At 68.3% G+C, this 16,437-nt stretch carries 19 protein-coding genes; 6 read left to right on the plus strand and 13 right to left on the minus strand.

The features are described 5' to 3' along the window. Positions 1-41: 41 nt before the first annotated feature. On the plus strand, positions 42-440 hold the full coding sequence (locus tag AZL_RS15350; protein ID WP_012975416.1) for a helix-turn-helix domain-containing protein: 399 nt from the start codon (positions 42-44) through the stop codon (positions 438-440). A 53-nt stretch (positions 441-493) separates the two neighbouring features. Here the strand turns inward: AZL_RS15350 and AZL_RS15355 are convergent, their stop codons facing one another. Genes AZL_RS15355 through hisB form a run of 7 tightly spaced genes read right to left on the minus strand, consistent with a single transcriptional unit; the run spans position 494 to position 4,728 of the window. Continuing rightward, on the minus strand, positions 494-862 hold the full coding sequence (locus tag AZL_RS15355) for a histidine triad nucleotide-binding protein (RefSeq protein ID WP_012975417.1): 369 nt from the start codon (positions 860-862) through the stop codon (positions 494-496). A gap of 42 nt (positions 863-904) precedes the next feature. Continuing rightward, positions 905-1,285, minus strand: coding sequence for a phosphoribosyl-ATP diphosphatase (locus tag AZL_RS15360; protein ID WP_042443297.1), 381 nt, complete (start codon positions 1,283-1,285; stop codon positions 905-907). Further along, positions 1,278-2,063: an imidazole glycerol phosphate synthase subunit HisF gene (gene hisF / locus AZL_RS15365; protein ID WP_012975419.1), complete on the minus strand. Its 786-nt coding sequence runs from the start codon at positions 2,061-2,063 to the stop codon at positions 1,278-1,280. Before hisF ends, AZL_RS15360 begins: the two co-directional genes overlap by 8 nt. Beyond that, positions 2,063-2,809 (minus strand): 1-(5-phosphoribosyl)-5-[(5-phosphoribosylamino)methylideneamino]imidazole-4-carboxamide isomerase, encoded by a 747-nt coding sequence (hisA, locus tag AZL_RS15370; RefSeq protein WP_012975420.1) that lies wholly within the window; start codon positions 2,807-2,809, stop codon positions 2,063-2,065. The genes hisF and hisA overlap by 1 nt, the downstream gene beginning before the upstream one ends. Positions 2,810-2,855: 46 nt before the next feature. Further along, positions 2,856-3,398 (minus strand): GNAT family N-acetyltransferase, encoded by a 543-nt coding sequence (locus tag AZL_RS15375; protein WP_012975421.1) that lies wholly within the window; start codon positions 3,396-3,398, stop codon positions 2,856-2,858. Between the two features lie 4 nt (positions 3,399-3,402). Then, positions 3,403-4,047: an imidazole glycerol phosphate synthase subunit HisH gene (gene hisH, locus AZL_RS15380; RefSeq protein ID WP_012975422.1), complete on the minus strand. Its 645-nt coding sequence runs from the start codon at positions 4,045-4,047 to the stop codon at positions 3,403-3,405. Between the two features lie 57 nt (positions 4,048-4,104). Beyond that, entirely contained in the window at positions 4,105-4,728 is a 624-nt protein-coding gene (hisB, locus tag AZL_RS15385) for an imidazoleglycerol-phosphate dehydratase HisB (RefSeq protein ID WP_012975423.1), read from the minus strand. Between the two features lie 135 nt (positions 4,729-4,863). On the opposite strand from hisB, the gene AZL_RS15390 reads away from it, so the two are divergent. The 3 genes from AZL_RS15390 (at position 4,864) to hslU (ending at position 8,465) form a co-directional block, all read left to right on the plus strand. Beyond that, positions 4,864-6,429, plus strand: coding sequence for a hypothetical protein (locus AZL_RS15390; protein WP_012975424.1), 1,566 nt, complete (start codon positions 4,864-4,866; stop codon positions 6,427-6,429). 126 nt (positions 6,430-6,555) lie between these two features. Continuing rightward, positions 6,556-7,119, plus strand: coding sequence for an ATP-dependent protease subunit HslV (gene hslV / locus AZL_RS15395; RefSeq protein WP_042443299.1), 564 nt, complete (start codon positions 6,556-6,558; stop codon positions 7,117-7,119). A gap of 5 nt (positions 7,120-7,124) precedes the next feature. Further along, on the plus strand, positions 7,125-8,465 hold the full coding sequence (gene hslU / locus AZL_RS15400) for an ATP-dependent protease ATPase subunit HslU (RefSeq protein WP_012975426.1): 1,341 nt from the start codon (positions 7,125-7,127) through the stop codon (positions 8,463-8,465). A 67-nt stretch (positions 8,466-8,532) separates the two neighbouring features. Here the strand turns inward: hslU and AZL_RS15405 are convergent, their stop codons facing one another. Together AZL_RS15405 and AZL_RS15410 are read right to left on the minus strand one after the other, a co-directional pair. Beyond that, a complete protein-coding gene (locus AZL_RS15405) occupies positions 8,533-9,750 on the minus strand; it encodes a murein transglycosylase A (protein WP_012975427.1) in 1,218 nt (405 codons plus the stop codon). A 16-nt stretch (positions 9,751-9,766) separates the two neighbouring features. Then, positions 9,767-10,462: a Tim44/TimA family putative adaptor protein gene (locus tag AZL_RS15410; RefSeq protein ID WP_012975428.1), complete on the minus strand. Its 696-nt coding sequence runs from the start codon at positions 10,460-10,462 to the stop codon at positions 9,767-9,769. A 238-nt stretch (positions 10,463-10,700) separates the two neighbouring features. Here AZL_RS15410 and AZL_RS15415 point away from each other — a divergent pair, with 238 nt between their 5' ends. Next, positions 10,701-11,303 carry an FxsA family protein gene (locus tag AZL_RS15415; protein ID WP_012975429.1) on the plus strand — a complete coding sequence of 201 codons (603 nt, stop codon included), beginning with the start codon at positions 10,701-10,703 and terminating at the stop codon, positions 11,301-11,303. A gap of 184 nt (positions 11,304-11,487) precedes the next feature. Beyond that, entirely contained in the window at positions 11,488-11,973 is a 486-nt protein-coding gene (gene secB, locus AZL_RS15420) for a protein-export chaperone SecB (protein ID WP_012975430.1), read from the plus strand. A 133-nt stretch (positions 11,974-12,106) separates the two neighbouring features. Here the strand turns inward: secB and rho are convergent, their stop codons facing one another. The 4 genes from rho to hemE all read right to left on the minus strand — a co-directional run bounded on the left by rho (position 12,107) and on the right by hemE (position 16,437). Beyond that, positions 12,107-13,363: a transcription termination factor Rho gene (gene rho / locus AZL_RS15425; RefSeq protein ID WP_042443301.1), complete on the minus strand. Its 1,257-nt coding sequence runs from the start codon at positions 13,361-13,363 to the stop codon at positions 12,107-12,109. Positions 13,364-13,752: 389 nt separating this feature from the next. Further along, positions 13,753-14,181, minus strand: a complete 429-nt coding sequence (hemJ, locus tag AZL_RS15430; protein WP_012975432.1) for a protoporphyrinogen oxidase HemJ — start codon at positions 14,179-14,181, stop codon at positions 13,753-13,755. 41 nt (positions 14,182-14,222) lie between these two features. Beyond that, the gene (gene hemH, locus AZL_RS15435; RefSeq protein ID WP_012975433.1) at positions 14,223-15,329 is read right to left on the minus strand and encodes a ferrochelatase; all 1,107 of its coding nucleotides are present in this window, start codon (positions 15,327-15,329) and stop codon (positions 14,223-14,225) included. An 82-nt stretch (positions 15,330-15,411) separates the two neighbouring features. Further along, positions 15,412-16,437: a uroporphyrinogen decarboxylase gene (gene hemE / locus AZL_RS15440; RefSeq protein ID WP_012975434.1), complete on the minus strand. Its 1,026-nt coding sequence runs from the start codon at positions 16,435-16,437 to the stop codon at positions 15,412-15,414.

The raw sequence follows: 16,437 nt of genomic DNA on the forward strand, positions 1-16,437 counted from the left end.
GCATTGGAGGGCTTTAGGTCCCACACAGTCAGGGACTCCACATGACCCCGTTCGGCGAACGGGTCCGGTCGCTGCGCGACGCCAGGGGCGTGACGCTGAAGCAGATGGCGACGGACCTGTCCATCTCGTCCGCCTATCTGTCGGCGCTGGAACATGGCAAGCGCGGCCAGCCCTCGCCCCAGCTGGTGCGCCAGATCTGCGCCTATTTCGACATCATCTGGGACGAGGCGGAGGAGCTGGAGCGGCTGGCGGATCTGTCCCACCCGCGCGTGACCGTCGACACCGCCGGCCTCAGCCCACGGGCGACGGAGCTGGCCAACCTGCTGTCGGAACGGATCGGCGAGCTGGACGAGGAGCGGATCGACGCGATTCTGGCGATCCTGGACGCGGTGCCGCCGAAGAAGGGAACGCGGCGGCGGACGGTGATGCGGCGGCGGTAACGGAGGACTGTCGGCGCCCCCACCTGTCCTCCCCCGTCAAGCGCCCGTCCCCGTCAAGCCTTGCCGATCATCCGCCCCAGATCGCGGCCGGCGAACAGGTGGATGTGCAGATGCGGCACTTCCTGGTGCGCCGCCTCGCCGCAATTGGACAGGATGCGGTAACCGGGACCGTCGGCGCCGACCAGACGGGCGACCTCGCCAACCGCGCGGAACAGGCCGGCGATCTCGGCTTCCGACGCGTTGGCGGTGAAATCATCCATGTCGACATAGGCGCCCTTCGGGATCACCAGCACATGGGTCGGCGCCTGCGGCTCGATGTCGTGGAAGGCGAGCGCATGGTCGGTCTCATGCACCGTCCTGCACGGGATTTCGCCGCGCAGGATGCGGGCGAACACGTTGTTTGCGTCATAGCTCTTGGCCATCGCATGCGTCCTCTTGCTGGGGTGTCCCGCGCAAAGCCCCACTCAAGCTTTACGGGACTTCTTCTCGTCGATGCCGCTGGTGCCCTCGCGGTGGGCGAGCCTGCTCCAGACCTCCGCCGGATCCAACCCGGCATCGGCCCACAGCACCAGCAGGTGATAGAGCAGGTCGGCGGATTCGGCGGCCAGCGCCGCCTTGTCGCCGCGCACCGCCTCCAGGATGGCCTCCACCGCCTCCTCGCCCACCTTCTGGGCGATCTTGGCGGTGCCGCGGCTGTAAAGCTTGGCGGTGTAGGAGGTCTCCGGATCCGCCCCCTTGCGGGCGAGCACGGTGACGTAGAGCCGGTCCAGCACCTCGGCGGACAGGGGGGCGGACAAGGGGGCGGACAAGGGGGCCGACTGGGCGGCGGTCTTCTTGTCAGCCATTTCCCGCCTCCACCGCGCGGGCCGGGCGCACCGGGATGCCGGCCGCGCTCAACGCCGCCTTAGCCTGCCCGATGGTGTAGGTGCCGAAATGGAAGATCGAGGCGGCGAGCACGGCGGTGGCATGACCCTCGCGGATGCCTTCGACCAGATGGTCGAGCGTGCCGACGCCGCCGGACGCGATCACCGGGACGCGGATCGAATCCGCCACGGTCCGCGTCAATTCCAGGTCGAAGCCGCTCTTGGTGCCGTCGCGGTCCATCGAGGTCAGCAGGATTTCGCCCGCCCCCAGCGATTCCATCCGCTTGGCCCATTCCACCGCGTCGATGCCGGTGGCGTTGCGCCCGCCATGGGTGAAGACCTCCCATTTGCCGGGAGCCACCTTCTTAGCGTCGATGGCGACGACGATGCACTGGGCGCCGAATTTCTCGGCCCCCTCGCGCACGAACTCCGGACGGTGGATCGCCGCGGTGTTGATCGACACCTTGTCGGCGCCGGCCAGCAGCAGCTTGCGGATGTCGTCGACCGTGCGCACGCCGCCGCCGACGGTCAGCGGCATGAAGACCTGCTCCGCCGTCCGCCGCACCACGTCGAAGATGGTGTCGCGGTTCTCATGGCTGGCGGTGATGTCGAGGAAGGTCAGCTCGTCGGCCCCCTCGCGGTCATAGACGCGGGCCTGTTCCACCGGATCGCCGGCATCGACCAGATCGACGAAATTGACCCCCTTCACCACCCGGCCGTCCTTGACGTCCAGGCAGGGGATGACGCGCATCTTCAGCATCAGTCGGCATCCTCGACGGCGGGGGCGGACAGCAGGGCCAGCGCCTCCTTGGGGTCGATCCGGCCGTCATACAGCGCGCGGCCGCAGATCACGCCCTCGATCCCGGTATCCTCCTCGACCTTCAGCGCCTTCAGATCCTCGATGGAGGACACGCCGCCCGACGCGATCACCGGCGTCGTCAGGTGGAAGGCGAGGTCGGAGGTGGATTCGACATTCACGCCGCCCATGGCGCCGTCGCGGTTGATGTCGGTGTAGATGATGGCGGCGACGCCGCAATCCTCGAACTTCAGCGCCAGATCCAGCGCCTTGATGTCGGAGGTCTCGGCCCAGCCGGCCACCGCGACATAGCCTTCGCGCGCGTCGATCCCCACCGCGACCCTGCCCGGGAACTCGCGGCAGGCCGCCTTCACCAGCTCCGGATCGCGCAGCGCCACCGTGCCCAGGATGACGCGGCTGATGCCCTTCTCCAGCCACATGCCGATGGTCTCCAGATCGCGGATGCCGCCGCCGAGCTGGACCGGGATGGTGACCGATTTCAGGATGCTCTCGACCGCGGCGCCGTTCACCGGCTTGCCTTCGAAGGCGCCGTTGAGATCGACCAGATGCAGCCATTCGAAGCCCTGGCTCTGGAACAGGCGGGCCTGTTCGCCGGGATCGGTGTTGAAGACCGTGGCCTGGCTCATCTCGCCGCGCAGCAGGCGGACGCAGGCACCGTCCTTGAGGTCGATGGCGGGGTAGATGATCATCGCGGGCGTCTTCCTATGGCGTTGCTGGCCTTTATTGGGCGGGCGGTTATTGGGCGGGCGGCTGTGGGGCCGGCTCAAGGTCTTTGCAGTAGAAATGTCCGGCAAGCGGCTTGCCCTGCACCAGCGCGTAGAAGGGATGGGTGCCCCAGCGCCTGAAGCCGAGCGATTCATAGAGCGCGATGGCCGCCTCCTGCGTTTCGCGGACGTCGAGGTTCAGCACCTTGAAACCGACCGCGCGCGCTTCCTCCACCACCGCCTGGATCAGCCGGCGGGCGAGGCCGTGGCCGCGCGCCCAGGGGGCGACGAAGCTGGTGGTCAGCTGGGCGGCGTGGGCCTGCGCCTCGTTGTTGCGCGCCGGCTTGACCAGCTGGGCGGATCCGGCCACCACCCCATCCAGGCGGGCGATGAACAGCACGCGTTCCGGCACCATCAGCACGCCCTTCCAGTAGCGCTCCATCACGTCGCGCGGCGGCGGCGCGACCCAGCCGAAGCCGCCGCCGGCGCGAATGGCGTCGTCGGCCGCGTCGCACAGGTCGTGCAGGTCGGCGGTCTTCAGGGCATCCGCCTTGTCGATGGCGATCTCGGCCATCGGCTCAGACCTTCCAGCGCAGGAAATTGGCGATCAGCGCCAGACCGGTCGCCTGGCTCTTTTCCGGATGGAACTGGGTGCCGACCAGATTGTCGCGCCCGACCACCGCGGCGAAGGGCCCGCCGTAATCGGCCGAGGCGATCAGCATGGCGGGATCGGCCAGCCTGAACTGGTAGGAATGGACGAAATAGGCGTGCGCCCCCTCCGGCAACCCGGCCAGCACCGGATGCGGATGGCGGACATTCAGCTCATTCCAGCCCATATGGGGGATCTTCAGGGCCGGATCCGCCGGCTCCAGCTTCACCACCTCGCCCGGAATCCAGCCCAGCCCCTCGGTCACGCCATATTCGCGCCCGCGCTCGGCCATCAACTGCATGCCGACGCAGATGCCGAGGAAGGGACGGCCGCGGCGGTGCACCACCTCCTCCAGCGCCTCGAGCATGCCGGGAACCTCCGACAGGCCGCGCTTGCAGTCGGCGAAGGCGCCGACACCGGGCAGCACGATGCGGTCGGCATGGCGGACGGCATCGGCGTCGGAGGTGACGAGGACGGTGTAGGAGGCTTCGGCTTCGCCGGCCGCGCGCTCGATCGCCTTGGCGGCGGAGCGCAGGTTGCCGGAGCCGTAATCGATCAGCGCGACCGTTTCCATGGACGTGACAAACCTTCCGATAGGACGGCGGAGGGGGGGGGCTTCAACTCCCCGCCGTCAGAGCGATCCGCCGAGCGTGCCCTTGGTGGAGGGCACGGCGTCGCGCTTGCGCGGGTCGATCTCCACCCCGGCGCGCAGCGCGCGGGCAAGCGCCTTGTAGCAGCTTTCCACGATGTGGTGATTGTTCTCGCCATACAGGTTTTCGACATGCAGCGTCACGCCGGCGGCCATGGCGAAGGCCTGGAACCATTCGCGGAACAGCTCGGTGTCGAAATCGCCGATCTTGTCGCGGGTGAAATTCACCTTCCAGATCAGGTAGGGCCGGTTGGAGAAGTCCAGCGCCACCCGCGTCAGCGTCTCGTCCATCGGGACATAGGAATGGCCGTAGCGCTGGATGCCCTTGCGGTCGCCCAGCGCCTTCGCCACCGCCATGCCGATGGCGATGCCGCTGTCCTCGGTGGTGTGGTGATAATCGATGTGCAGGTCGCCGTCGGCCAGCACCGTCAGGTCCATCAGGCTGTGGCGCGACAGCTGTTCCAGCATATGGTCGAGGAAGCCGATCCCCGTCTTGACGTCATAGACGCCGCTGCCGTCAAGGTTCAGCGAGACCCGGATCCGGGTCTCGGTGGTGTTCCGCTCGATCGAGGCGCGGCGGCCGCCGTTGATGGGGGTCTGGTCCATGGCGGTTTTGTAGCAGGAAGCATCCGCACACGCCAGCATCCGGCACCAACAATGCGTGCCCTGTCCATTCCGGCGATTGTCCTGCGAAGGTGTGCGGGATAGACTTTTATACAGCCATAACGTGCATATCCGCATATGACGAATCCTCTGCGCCCGGTCCTTCTTGCCGTTGCGCTGCTTCCCGGCCTGCTGGCGGCCGGCTGCGGCGGCCTGTCTCCCGCCCCGCCGCCGGTGAAGACGGCGCCGCCGGTCGCCGCCGGAACCACGGCGCCCGTCCGTTTCGGCGAGATGGCGATCGGGTCGATGCGGCGCGGGATGCAGATCGGCCGCTATGTCTGGGGCATCGACTGCGCCCCGCCCTACGACGATGTCTATTGGACCAGCGGCGTCAACATGCGGCGCGGCTCGACCTTCGAGGAGCGCTTCAGCGAGGCGATGACCGCCGCCGGCTTCGACGTGGTCGGCCGGCCCGGCGGTCCCGACAGCCCGGACGGCAACCGCAGCCGCGCCCGCTTCACCATCCAGGGCGACCTGCGTGATGTCCGGCTGGAACTCTGCCACCGCATCAATTGGCTGACCGGCGGCGACAAGGGCAGTTCCGGCAGCGGCAGCGTGAAGGTCGAATGGACGGTCTACGACGCGCGCGGCGGCGGGCTGGTGCAGCGTCTCGTCACCACCGGCGCGGCGCGGCAGGAACGCGGCGTGCCGCAGGGCGACACCATGCTGATCGAGGAGGCCTTCGCCGCGGCGGTCGAGGCGCTCGCCGCCGATGGCGGCTTCCGCGCCCTGCTGTCGGGCGGCACTCCGCCCACCCCGGCCACGGCAGCGTTTCCCGAGGCCATGCCGGCCGGATCCGGCCCCATCACGCTGTCACCGGCGGTTCAGTCGATTGCCCCCGCCCCTGCCCCCGCCCCGGCCACGGCCGCCATGCCCGCGCCGGCCGCCGGGAGCCGTTTGCCGCTGCGCATGGGGGCCGGATCCGGCCGCATCACGGCGGCGCGGATCGCGGTCGGCGGTGGGCATGGGCTGGTGATCGGGGAGACCGATGTGGCGGGCGAAGTCCAGGCGGTGCTGCTGGCTCCCCTGCCCGGATCCGACCCCACCGTCACGGTGCGGCCGGCCCGTGGGGTGGAGTTGACCGGCTGGGTGGTCGGGCGCGACGCGGCCGGCGGCTTCGCCCTGGTCCGGGTGCCGGCCCGGCTCCCCGCCCTGCCCGTCCGCATCGCAACCCCACGCGTCAGCGACCCGGTGCGGGCGGTGCCCGGTGGGCGCGGACAGGAGATCGCCGGCATCGTCGGCGGCATCATCGGTGGTCCGCCGGCCGGCGAACCACCGGGCACCGACCGCGCGGGCCCGCTGATCCAGGCGGATCTGGGCGCCGCCGCGCTGTTCACAGCGGTGACGGAGGCCGGCGACCCGCTGCTGGATGAAAGCGGCGCGCTGATCGGTGTGGCGCCGTCGGCCGGGCGTTCCGTCACCACCCCGGCCGGGCTGGTGGAGTTCCTGGCGATCGGCCCATTGCTCGACCGGCTGGGGGCGGATCCGGCGGGACCTGTCCCCACTTCCACCACATCCACTGCCCGGCCCAAACCCGGCAAGGCGCGTCGCGACGGGACCGGCACTTCACCGGACTGGGCCGATTGGGAGGACGAGGCGCCGCAGGGCGAGACGCTTGACGGCGACCGCACCCCTCCCACATAGACCGGATGTCCCGCCGCCACGCCCATGGGGGCTCGAGAGATGCGTCATCCGCATCGGTGCGGCATCGTTGGGGGTGGCGGGCGGCTTTCCTTTTTTCAACCTTTCCTTTTCCAACATGGTTTCCGCATGACCTACCCAGCGTCCAATCCACATGATCCCATCCAGTGGCACGGCACCACCATCCTCTCCGTGCGCAAGAACGGTCAGGTGGTGATCGCCGGCGACGGGCAGGTCTCGGTCGGCCCGACGGTTATGAAGGCCAACGCGCGCAAGGTCCGCTGGCTGGCCGGCGGCACGGTGATGGCGGGCTTCGCCGGCGCCACCGCAGACGCGATGACCCTGTTCGAGCGGCTGGAGGGCAAGCTGGAGCAATATCCCGGCCAGCTGACCCGCGCCTGCGTGGAGATGGCCAAGGATTGGCGCACCGACCGTTACCTGCGCCGGCTGGAGGCGATGATGGCGGTGGCCGACAAGAGCGTCAGCCTGGTGCTGACCGGGAACGGCGACGTGCTGGAGCCGGAGGACGGGTTGATCGGCATCGGCTCCGGCGGCTCCTACGCCCTGTCGGCGGCGCGCGCGCTGATCGACATCGACGGGATGGAGGCGGAGGCGGTGGCGCGCAAGGCGATGAAAATCGCCGCCGGCATCTGCGTCTACACCAACGAAAACGTCACCCTGGAAAAGCTGTGAGCGTCATGACCAGCCCGACCGTCTCCCCCGACACCGCCGCCTTCAGCCCGCGCGAGATCGTCTCCGAACTCGACCGCTACATCGTCGGCCAGAATGAAGCCAAGCGCGCCGTCGCCATCGCGCTGCGCAACCGCTGGCGCCGGCAGCAGCTGCCCGACGGGCTGCGCGAGGAGGTGTTGCCGAAGAACATCCTGATGATCGGCCCGACCGGCGTCGGCAAGACCGAGATCGCCCGCCGCCTCGCCCGGCTGGCCCAGGCCCCCTTCCTGAAGGTGGAGGCGACCAAATTCACCGAGGTCGGCTATGTCGGCCGCGATGTCGAGCAGATCGTCCGCGACCTGGTGGAGGCCGCCATCGGCCTGACCCGCGAGCGCCTGCGCAAGGAGGTCGCCGCCAAGGCCGAGCTGCGGGCGGAGGAACGGGTGCTCGACGCGCTGTGCGGCGACAGCGCCAGTGCCGAGACGCGGGCCAAGTTCCGCAAGATGCTGCGCGAAGGCACGCTGAACGACAAGGAGATCGAAATCCAGGTCGCCGACACCGGGGCCCCGGCCGGCATGCCGACCTTCGACATTCCCGGCGTGCCGGGCGGCCAGATGGGCATGCTGAACCTGAACGACATGTTCGGCAAGATGATGGGTGGCCGCACCAAGACCCGCCGCATGACGGTTTCCGAAAGCCACGGCGTGCTGATGGCCGAGGAATCCGACAAGCTGCTGGACCAGGAGAAGGTGGTGGCGGAGGCGATCCGCGCCGTCGAGCAGAACGGCATCGTCTTCCTCGACGAGATCGACAAGATCTCCGCCCGCTCCGATGCCCGTGGCGCCGATGTCAGCCGCGAGGGCGTGCAGCGCGATCTGCTGCCGCTGATCGAGGGCACCACCGTCTCGACCAAGCATGGGTCGGTCAAGACCGACCATATCCTGTTCATCGCGTCGGGCGCCTTCCATGTCGCCAAGCCGTCCGACCTGCTGCCGGAGCTGCAAGGCCGCCTGCCGATCCGGGTCGAGCTGAAGGCGCTGAGCCAGGACGACTTCAAGCGCATCCTGACCGAGCCGGAAGCCAGCCTGATCCGCCAGTACAAGGCGCTGATGAAGACGGAGGAGGTCGATCTGGTCTTCACCGACGACAGCATCGACGAGCTGGCCCGGCTGGCGGCGGAGATCAACAGCTCGGTCGAGAATATCGGGGCGCGGCGCCTGCACACGGTGCTGGAGCGCCTGCTGGAGGAGATCAGCTTCGCCGCCAGCGACCGCGCCGGCGAGACCGTCACCATCGATGCCGCCCTGGTCCGCGAGCGGGTCGGCGGGCTGGCGAAGAACGCGGATTTGTCGAAGTTCATCCTGTGAGGGAGTGGGGGGCTCGCTTCGCGTGCCCCCCCCCGCTTCACGTGAAACACTCCCCCTTGCCGTCCCCCTACCCGCCCGCCACCACCTTCACGCTCTTCGGCAGCAGCAGCGTATAGGTCCCGCGGCTCTTCATCACCCCGGCCCGGCGCTCCGCCTCCGGCCCATGGCCCCAGAAGATGTCGCCGCGCACCGGGCCGCGGATCGCCCCGCCGGTGTCCTGCGCGACCAGCAGCCGTCGCAGCCGCTGCCCGGCATCGACCGGGTCCTCGGCATCCAGCCACACCGGCACGCCATAGGGCATGAATTTGGAATCCACCGCCAGGCTGCGGCCAGGGGTCAGCGCCACGCCCTGGGCGCCGTTGGGACCGTCGCCGGTCAGCGGCTGGAAGAAGACATAGGACGGGTTGAGGTTCATCACCGCCGCCGCCTGATCGGGATGGGCGGCCAGCCAGTCGCGGATGGTCTGAAGCGACACCTGTTCCCGCTTCAATTCACCGCGATCGATCAACTCCTTGCCGATGGCCACATATTTGTGGCCGTTCTGGCCGGCATAGCCGACGCGCAGTTCGCCGCCCTCCGCCAGCCGGATCCGCCCCGACCCTTGGATTTGCAGGAAGAAGGCGCCGATCGGGTCCCTTACCCAGACCAGTTCCAGTCCCTTGCCCTTGAGCGAGCCGGCGACGATGGCGGCACGATCCTCGTAAGGCTTCAGCTTGCCGTCGACCACCCGGCCGGCGGTGCGCTCCCCCTTCCAGCGGTCGGCGAAGTCGCCGAGATCGACCATCACCAGATCGGGCGGCCGGCGGTAGAGCGGCACCGGATAGGCCGGATCCGGCCGCCGGCTGCCCTCCAGCTCGGCCTCGTAATAGCCGGTGAACAACCCCTCGCGCGTGCCGTTGTTGCCGGCGGCATAGGGGATGAAGCTGGCCTCGAAGAAGGCGCGGGCGGCGGCATCGTCGCCCGGCGGCAGATCCGCCAGACGGGCGCAAGGGCCCTGCCAGTCGCCGATGCTGCCCGCCACCCCGTTCGGCCCGACCGGCTGGTCCGCCGGCTGGGTCTTGAACCGGGCGCAGGACCGGGCGAGCGCCGGCACCGCCTGGGCCACCGGATCCGTCCGCCAGCCCGGCAGGTCGCCGAAGGTCAGCGGCGCCAGGGTCAGGGCGTCGGGCGGCGGCTTCGCCTCCTCCTTCGGGGTACAGGCCGAAAACAGCAACGCCACCGCCCCGAGGAGGGCGGTGGCGTTGAAACCACGGGCGCTGAAACCGGTACGGTCGCGGAAAACCATTTTCAGTGGCCGTCCATCACTGGACGGGCCGCACCTCGACCAGCGCCCAGTTCGGATCGCGGGAGCGCAGATCGCGGGCGAAGGTCCAGACGTCGGTGTTCTCGACCAGCGCCTTGGGATCGCCATCGACAACGGCGCCGTTGCGGTCGCGCACCACATTCACCTGATCGGAGACCAGACGCACGGTGACGCGGGCGGTGCGGCCGGCGTCCAGCTTGGCCTCCACCACCTCGGCCTCGCGCACCTGTTCGATGCGGGTCTCATGCTGCTCGCCGGCGGCCTGACGATCGCGGATGACGCGGGCGAAACCGTCATAGACATCGTCGGCCAACAACGGGCGCAGCGTCGCGGTGTCGCCACGGGCGAAGGCATCGACGATCATGGCGAAGGCGGCCTTGGCACCGTCCAGGAAATGTTTCTCGTCGAAGGTCGGATCAGCGGCGCGGATCTGGTCGATGGAGGCGGCCAGCGACAGCGGCTCGTCCGAGGCCATCACGTCCTGGCCGGGTGCGGCATCGGGACGCGGCTGGTTGCGCTGCGGCAGGCTCACGACATTGTCGGGCTTCGCAGCACCCGGAGCGGCGCTGAAGGGGTTGGGACGCTGCCGCTCCTCCCCGGTCCGGCGGCCGAGAACGCTGCGCAGCCGATAGACGAGGAAGGCCGCGATCATCGCGAAGATCACGATCTCGATGAACACGAACCCGTCTCCCATCATCCGTTCCTTCCAAAACGACGTGTCATGAAGCCTGTGCCGGAGGCGAATGGCCGGCATATCCGGCCCGCCCCTGGACCTTGCGGCCCGGCGGCATTACGTGTTGCCTGCCCGCCAATACCAACCGACGAACAACCGTCTACCGGACCAGGCGTCTACCGGATCAGGCCGCCGGTGTTTGACCGGACGACCTATCCAAACCTAGATAGGGGCAGCGAGCCCGAAGAGCAAGGACACCATGAATCCCCTGCTGTTGATCCTTCTTCTGCCGATCCTGGAGATCGTCGGATTCATCCAGGTCGGCGACTGGATCGGCGCCGGGCCGACCATCGGGTTGCTGATCCTGTCGGCGGTGGTGGGCACGCTGCTGGTCCGCCACCAGGGGCTGGCGGCGCTGACCCGCGCCCAAGCGGCGGCGGCACGGGGCGAGGCGCCGATCGGCACCGTGCTGGACGGCTTCTGCGCCGTGCTGGCCGGCATCCTGCTGATCATCCCCGGATTCCTGACCGATATCCTCGGCATCATCCTGCTGATCCGGCCGCTGCGCCGGGGCATCGGCCGCTGGCTGTTCGGCCGGCTGGGGGCCGGGATACCGGTCTTCACCACCACGGCCGGCGGCGTCGGTGGAGCCGGGGGCCAGGGATTCGGGGGCCAGGGATTCGGCACCGCCGATTTCGGTACCGAAGCTTCCCGCCGCGCCGATGACCCGTTCCGGCCCGCTCCCGGCGTGATCGACGGCGATTACCGCGACGTCACGCCGGCAGAAAAAACCGACGGGGGCGAGGCGCCCCGGCTGACCGATTCCCAATGGGGCAAGCACCGCCCGGATGAGCGGCGCTGACCGGCCGGCGGGCCGGCGGTTTCCGTTGGCAGGACGCCCGATCCATGATAGCCAGCCCCCTGGGCGAAGGCACAACCGTCGCGAACCAAATCCCGTCATCCAACATCCGTGCCGGCCCGCCTCCCCCGCCCTGTCCCAAGCCGGGACCGGGGCCGGAAACGGAGCCGGCGATTAGGAGTCCGTTATGTCCGATCAGATGAGCAACGGCGCCGAGCAGCAGCAGACGTCCTCGCTGCCGATGCATGTCCTCGCGCAGTATGTGAAGGACTTCTCGTTCGAGAACCCCAACGCCCCGCAGAGCCTGCTGCCCAACCAGCCGCAGCCGCAGGTCAACATCGGCGTCGACGTCCAGGGCCAGAAGGTCGGCGACGACATCTATGAGCTGACGCTGAACCTGCGCTGCGAGGCCCGTCAGGGCGAGTCCGTCGCCTTCCTGGTCGAGCTGGCCTACGGCGCGCTGTTCCAGTTCCCCGGCCTGCCGGAGGAGCATCACCGCCCGGTGCTGATGATCGAAGGCGCCCGGATGATCTTCCCGTTCGCCCGCGCCATCATCTCCAGCGCGACCCGCGAAGGCGGCTTCCCGCCGCTGATGATCAACCCGATCGACTTCGCCGAGCTGTATCACCGCCAGTCGGCGGAGCAGGCCGCGCCGCAGCAGCCCCCGTTCTGATCCGCCCGTTCTGATTCGACGGATCGGAACCTATAAGGAAAAGGGCGGGTGACCGAAAGGTCCCCGCCCTTTTTCCATGCCGTTCTTTCCATGCCGCCCCCTCCCGCAGGAGAGGGCGGATCCAGCAGAACGCCTACTGGTTCATGCTTTCGAAGAACTCGTTGTTCGACTTGGTGTGCTTCAGCTTGTCGACCAGGAAGTCGACCGCGTCTGTCACGCCCATCGGCATCAGGATGCGGCGCAGGATCCACATCTTCGACATGGTGCCCTTGTCGACCAGCAGCTCCTCCTTGCGGGTGCCCGACTTGGAGATGTCGATGGCCGGGAAGGTGCGCTTGTCGGAGAGCTTGCGGTCCAGCACGATCTCGGAGTTGCCGGTGCCCTTGAACTCTTCGAAGATCACCTCGTCCATGCGGCTGCCGGTGTCGATCAGCGCGGTGGCGATGATGGTCAGCGAGCCGCCCTCCTCGACATTGCGGGCGGCGCCGAAGAAGCGCTTGGGCCGTTGCAGGGCGTTGGCGTCGACGCCGCCGGTCAGCACCTTGCCCGAACTTGGCACGACGGTGTTGTAGGCGCGGGCCAGACGGGTGATGCTGTCCAGCAGGATCACCACGTCGCGCTTGTGCTCGACCAGCCGCTTGGCCTTCTCGATCACCATTTCGGCGACCTGGACATGGCGGGTCGCCGGCTCGTCGAAGGTGGAGCTGATGACCTCGCCACGGACCGAGCGGGCCATGTCCGTCACTTCTTCCGGACGCTCGTCGATCAGAAGGACGATCAGATAGGCTTCGGGGTGGTTGGTGGCGATCGAGTGGGCGATGTTCTGAAGCATCACCGTCTTGCCGGTGCGCGGCGGCGCCACGATCAGCCCGCGCTGACCCTTGCCGAGGGGAGAGACCAGATCGACGATGCGGCCGGTCAGGTTCTTCTTGGTCGGATCCTCGACCTCCATCCGGATGCGTTCCTCCGGATAGAGCGGCGTCAGATTGTCGAAATTGATGCGGTGACGGACCTTGTCGGGCGCGTCGAAATTGATGGTGTTGACCTTCAGCAGGGCGAAATAGCGCTCACCGTCCTTGGGCGAGCGGATCTGCCCCTCCACCGTGTCGCCGGTGCGCAGGCCGAAGCGGCGCACCTGGCTCGGACTGACATAGATGTCGTCGGGACCCGGCAGATAATTGGCTTCCGGCGAGCGAAGGAAGCCGAAACCGTCCTGCAGAACCTCCAGCACGCCGTCGCCGAAGATCGGAATGTCGTTCTCGGCCAGCTGCTTCAGGATCGCGAACATCATGTCCTGCTTGCGCAGCGTGCTCGCATTCTCGATCTGCAACTCCTCCGCGAAGGCCAGCAGTTCGGCGGGGCTTTTGCACTTCAGCTCTTGGAGATGCATCGGATTGCCTGTGAAATCGTCATGCGGGGGAGTGGCCTTGGGGGTGGGGTGTGCCGAATGGTCCGCCGACGGCGGCAGGGGGGCGGTTGGGGCGGCGGACGCCGCAACGCGGTCGCGTCGGATGGGCAGCGGGTGGCGCTGGGACGGAAACGCGCCAGGGCGTCCGGGACATGGTCGCACGGGAGCGGATCGCCAGCCACCAAGCCCGGCTCAGGAACAGAGCGTCGGATCGGCAGATGTGGGCGTGGGAGGCCACGGGGCGAAAACCCCGTGGTCCTGCTATGGTTATCGGATCGGCAGGCGCAAGTCAAACGAAAGCGAAGCCCGGAAAGGTCGCGGATTCCGCATTTTCCGGGCTGTGGAAGAGCGATGGGCCATCCGCCCGCCGGTCAGAAGGGCTTGACGATGACGAAGATGACGATGCCGATCATCAACAGCGTCGGCACCTCGTTGGCGATGCGGTAGAAGCGCTGCGGCCGGGTGTTGCGGTCCTCGGCGAAGTCTCGGCGCCAGCGGGCCATCATCATGTGGCTGACGGTCAAAAGCAGGACGAACAGCAGCTTGGCATGCAGCCAGCCCTGCTTCATCCACTCCGGCGTCAGCAGGATCATGCCGAGTCCAAACACATAGGCCGCGATCATCGCCGGGTTCATGATGGCGCGCAGCAGCCGGCGCTCCATCACCTTGAAGGTTTCCGACGCCTCGGATCCGGCCGGCGCCTGGCAATGATAGACGAACAGGCGCGGCAGGTAGAGCAGCCCCGCCATCCAGGCGATGATGCTGATGACGTGCAGCGCCTTGATCCATTCGTACAGCACCGGGCGGGTTCCCTTCCTCGTTGCGGTTCAGCGGCGGCTGTTCAGCGCCGCGCCTGCGGGCAGCCGGAGAAATTGGCCGGGCAGATCCGGTCGCCCTTCTGCGAGCAGATCGCCGCCTTGCCCGCGACGGTCTGCCGCACCAGCGCCGCCAGCCCGTCGATGAAGCCGGGATGCACCCCCACCGTCGGCACGCGGGTGAAATGCGGCACCCCGGCCTCCTTGGCGAGATGACGGTATTCGATCTCGATCTCGACCAGCGTCTCGGAATGTTCCGACACGAAGGCCATCGGCACCACCAGGATCGGCACGCCGTCCTGGCCGGCGCGGCGGATCTCGGCATCGGTGCTGGGGCCGATCCACTCCATCGGGCCGACACGGCTCTGGTAGCAGTTGATCCAGTCGAGATCGTCGATGCCCAGCGCCGCGGCGATGGATTCGGCGGTGCGCTCGCACTGCCACTGATAGGGGTCGCCGCCGCTCACCACCTTTTTCGGCAGCCCATGGGCGGAGAACAGGACACGCGGCCTGCCATGGGCCTTGGCCGCCTCGTAGAGCGGACGGATCAGATCCGCCGTCGCGTCGATGAAGCCGGCCTGGGTCGGGTAGCAGCAGAGCAGCTTCGTCGGCGCCGTCAGCCCGACGGTCTTCGCCGCCTCGGCCCAAGCCTTGGCGCTGGAGGCCGTGGTGGTGGTGGAGAATTGCGGGTAGAGCGGCAGCAGCACGACCAGATCCGGGTCGTAGGCCCTCACCCGGGCGGCCGTCTCGGCGCTCATCGGGTGCCAGTAGCGCATGGCGATGAAGACCTTGGTCTCGGCATCAGCGGTTGCCGGATCCGCCCCCAGCATGCCTTCCAGCGCCGCCGCCTGGGCTTGCGTGTTCTCCAGCAAGGGCGACCTGCCGCCGATCTGGGCGTAGATCGCGGTCGCCGGCTTGGCCCGTCGTCCGCTGATCAGGCTGGCGATCAGGAAGCGGAACGGGTTCGGCAGCCGGATGATGGCCGGATCGGCGAACAGGTTGAACAGGAAGGGCCGCACCGCCTCCGGCGCGTCGGGACCGCCGAGGTTGAACAGCACGACCGCCACCCGCCGCGGCCGGGCGGCGGAGGCGGTGGTCGCGGTGGCGGAGGTCTGGGGGAATTGCTGGCTCATCGTGCCCGCTAAACTGGAGCGTCGCCGCCGCTCTGTCCAGACCCCCGCCGTCGCTTTTTCAGCGTCTTAGCGCCGATCGCCGTCAGCCGCGCTCCGGCCATTCCCGCAGGATGCGGGTCAGGTCGGCGACATGCTGCGGCGGGGTCGACTGGATGACGCCATGACCAAGGTTGAACACGAAGGGGCCGCCGGCCAACGCCTCCAGGATGCCGCGCGCCGCCGTCTCCAACGCCTTGCCGCCGGTCGCCAGCAGGATCGGATCGAGGTTTCCCTGCACCGGCAGCCGCGTCTGGAGGGTCCGCGCCGCCCAGGCCGGCGGCACGGTGGTGTCGAGCCCGACGGCGTCGACGCCCGACTGGGAAACATACTCCTCATAGGCGTGACCGGCGCCGCGCGGGAAGCCGATGACCGGCGTCCTGGGATGCTTCGCCTTCACCAGTGCGACGATCCGCCGCGTCGGCTCGATCACCCAGCGGCGGAACTCGTCCACCGGCAGGACGCCGGCCCAGCTGTCGAACAGCTGCACGGTCTCCGCCCCCGCCTCGATCTGGTGACACAGATAATCGGCGGTCACCTCGACGATCAGGTCGATCAGCCGGCCGAATCCCGCCGGGTCGCCATAGGCCCAGCGCTTGACATGGGCATACTCCTTGGAGCCCGCCCCTTCGACCATGTAGCAGGCGATGGTCCAGGGAGCCCCGGCGAAGCCGATCAGCGTCGTCCCCTCCGGAATCGCGGTGGAGAGCCGGCGCACCGTCTCGTAGACCGGGGCCAGCGTCTCGTGGAAGCGGTCGCGCGACAGGCGTTTCAGATCCTCGACGCCGCGGACCGGATCCAGCTTGGGCCCCTCCCCTTCCAGATAGGCCAGCGGCTGGCCCAGCGCGTGCGGCACGACCAGGATGTCGGAGAACAGGATCGCCGCGTCCATGCCGTAGCGGCGCAGCGGCTGCAAGGTCACCTCGACCGCGAAGTCCGGATTGTAGCAGAGGTCGAGGAAGCTGCCCGCCTTGGCCCGGAGCTCGCGATATTCCGGCAGATACCGCCCGGCCTGACGCATCAGCCAGAAGGGCGGCCGCGGCCGCACCTCTCCCGCCAGGGCGGCGAGCAT

Source organism: Azospirillum sp. B510, assembly GCF_000010725.1.
Lineage (GTDB): Bacteria > Pseudomonadota > Alphaproteobacteria > Azospirillales > Azospirillaceae > Azospirillum > Azospirillum lipoferum_B.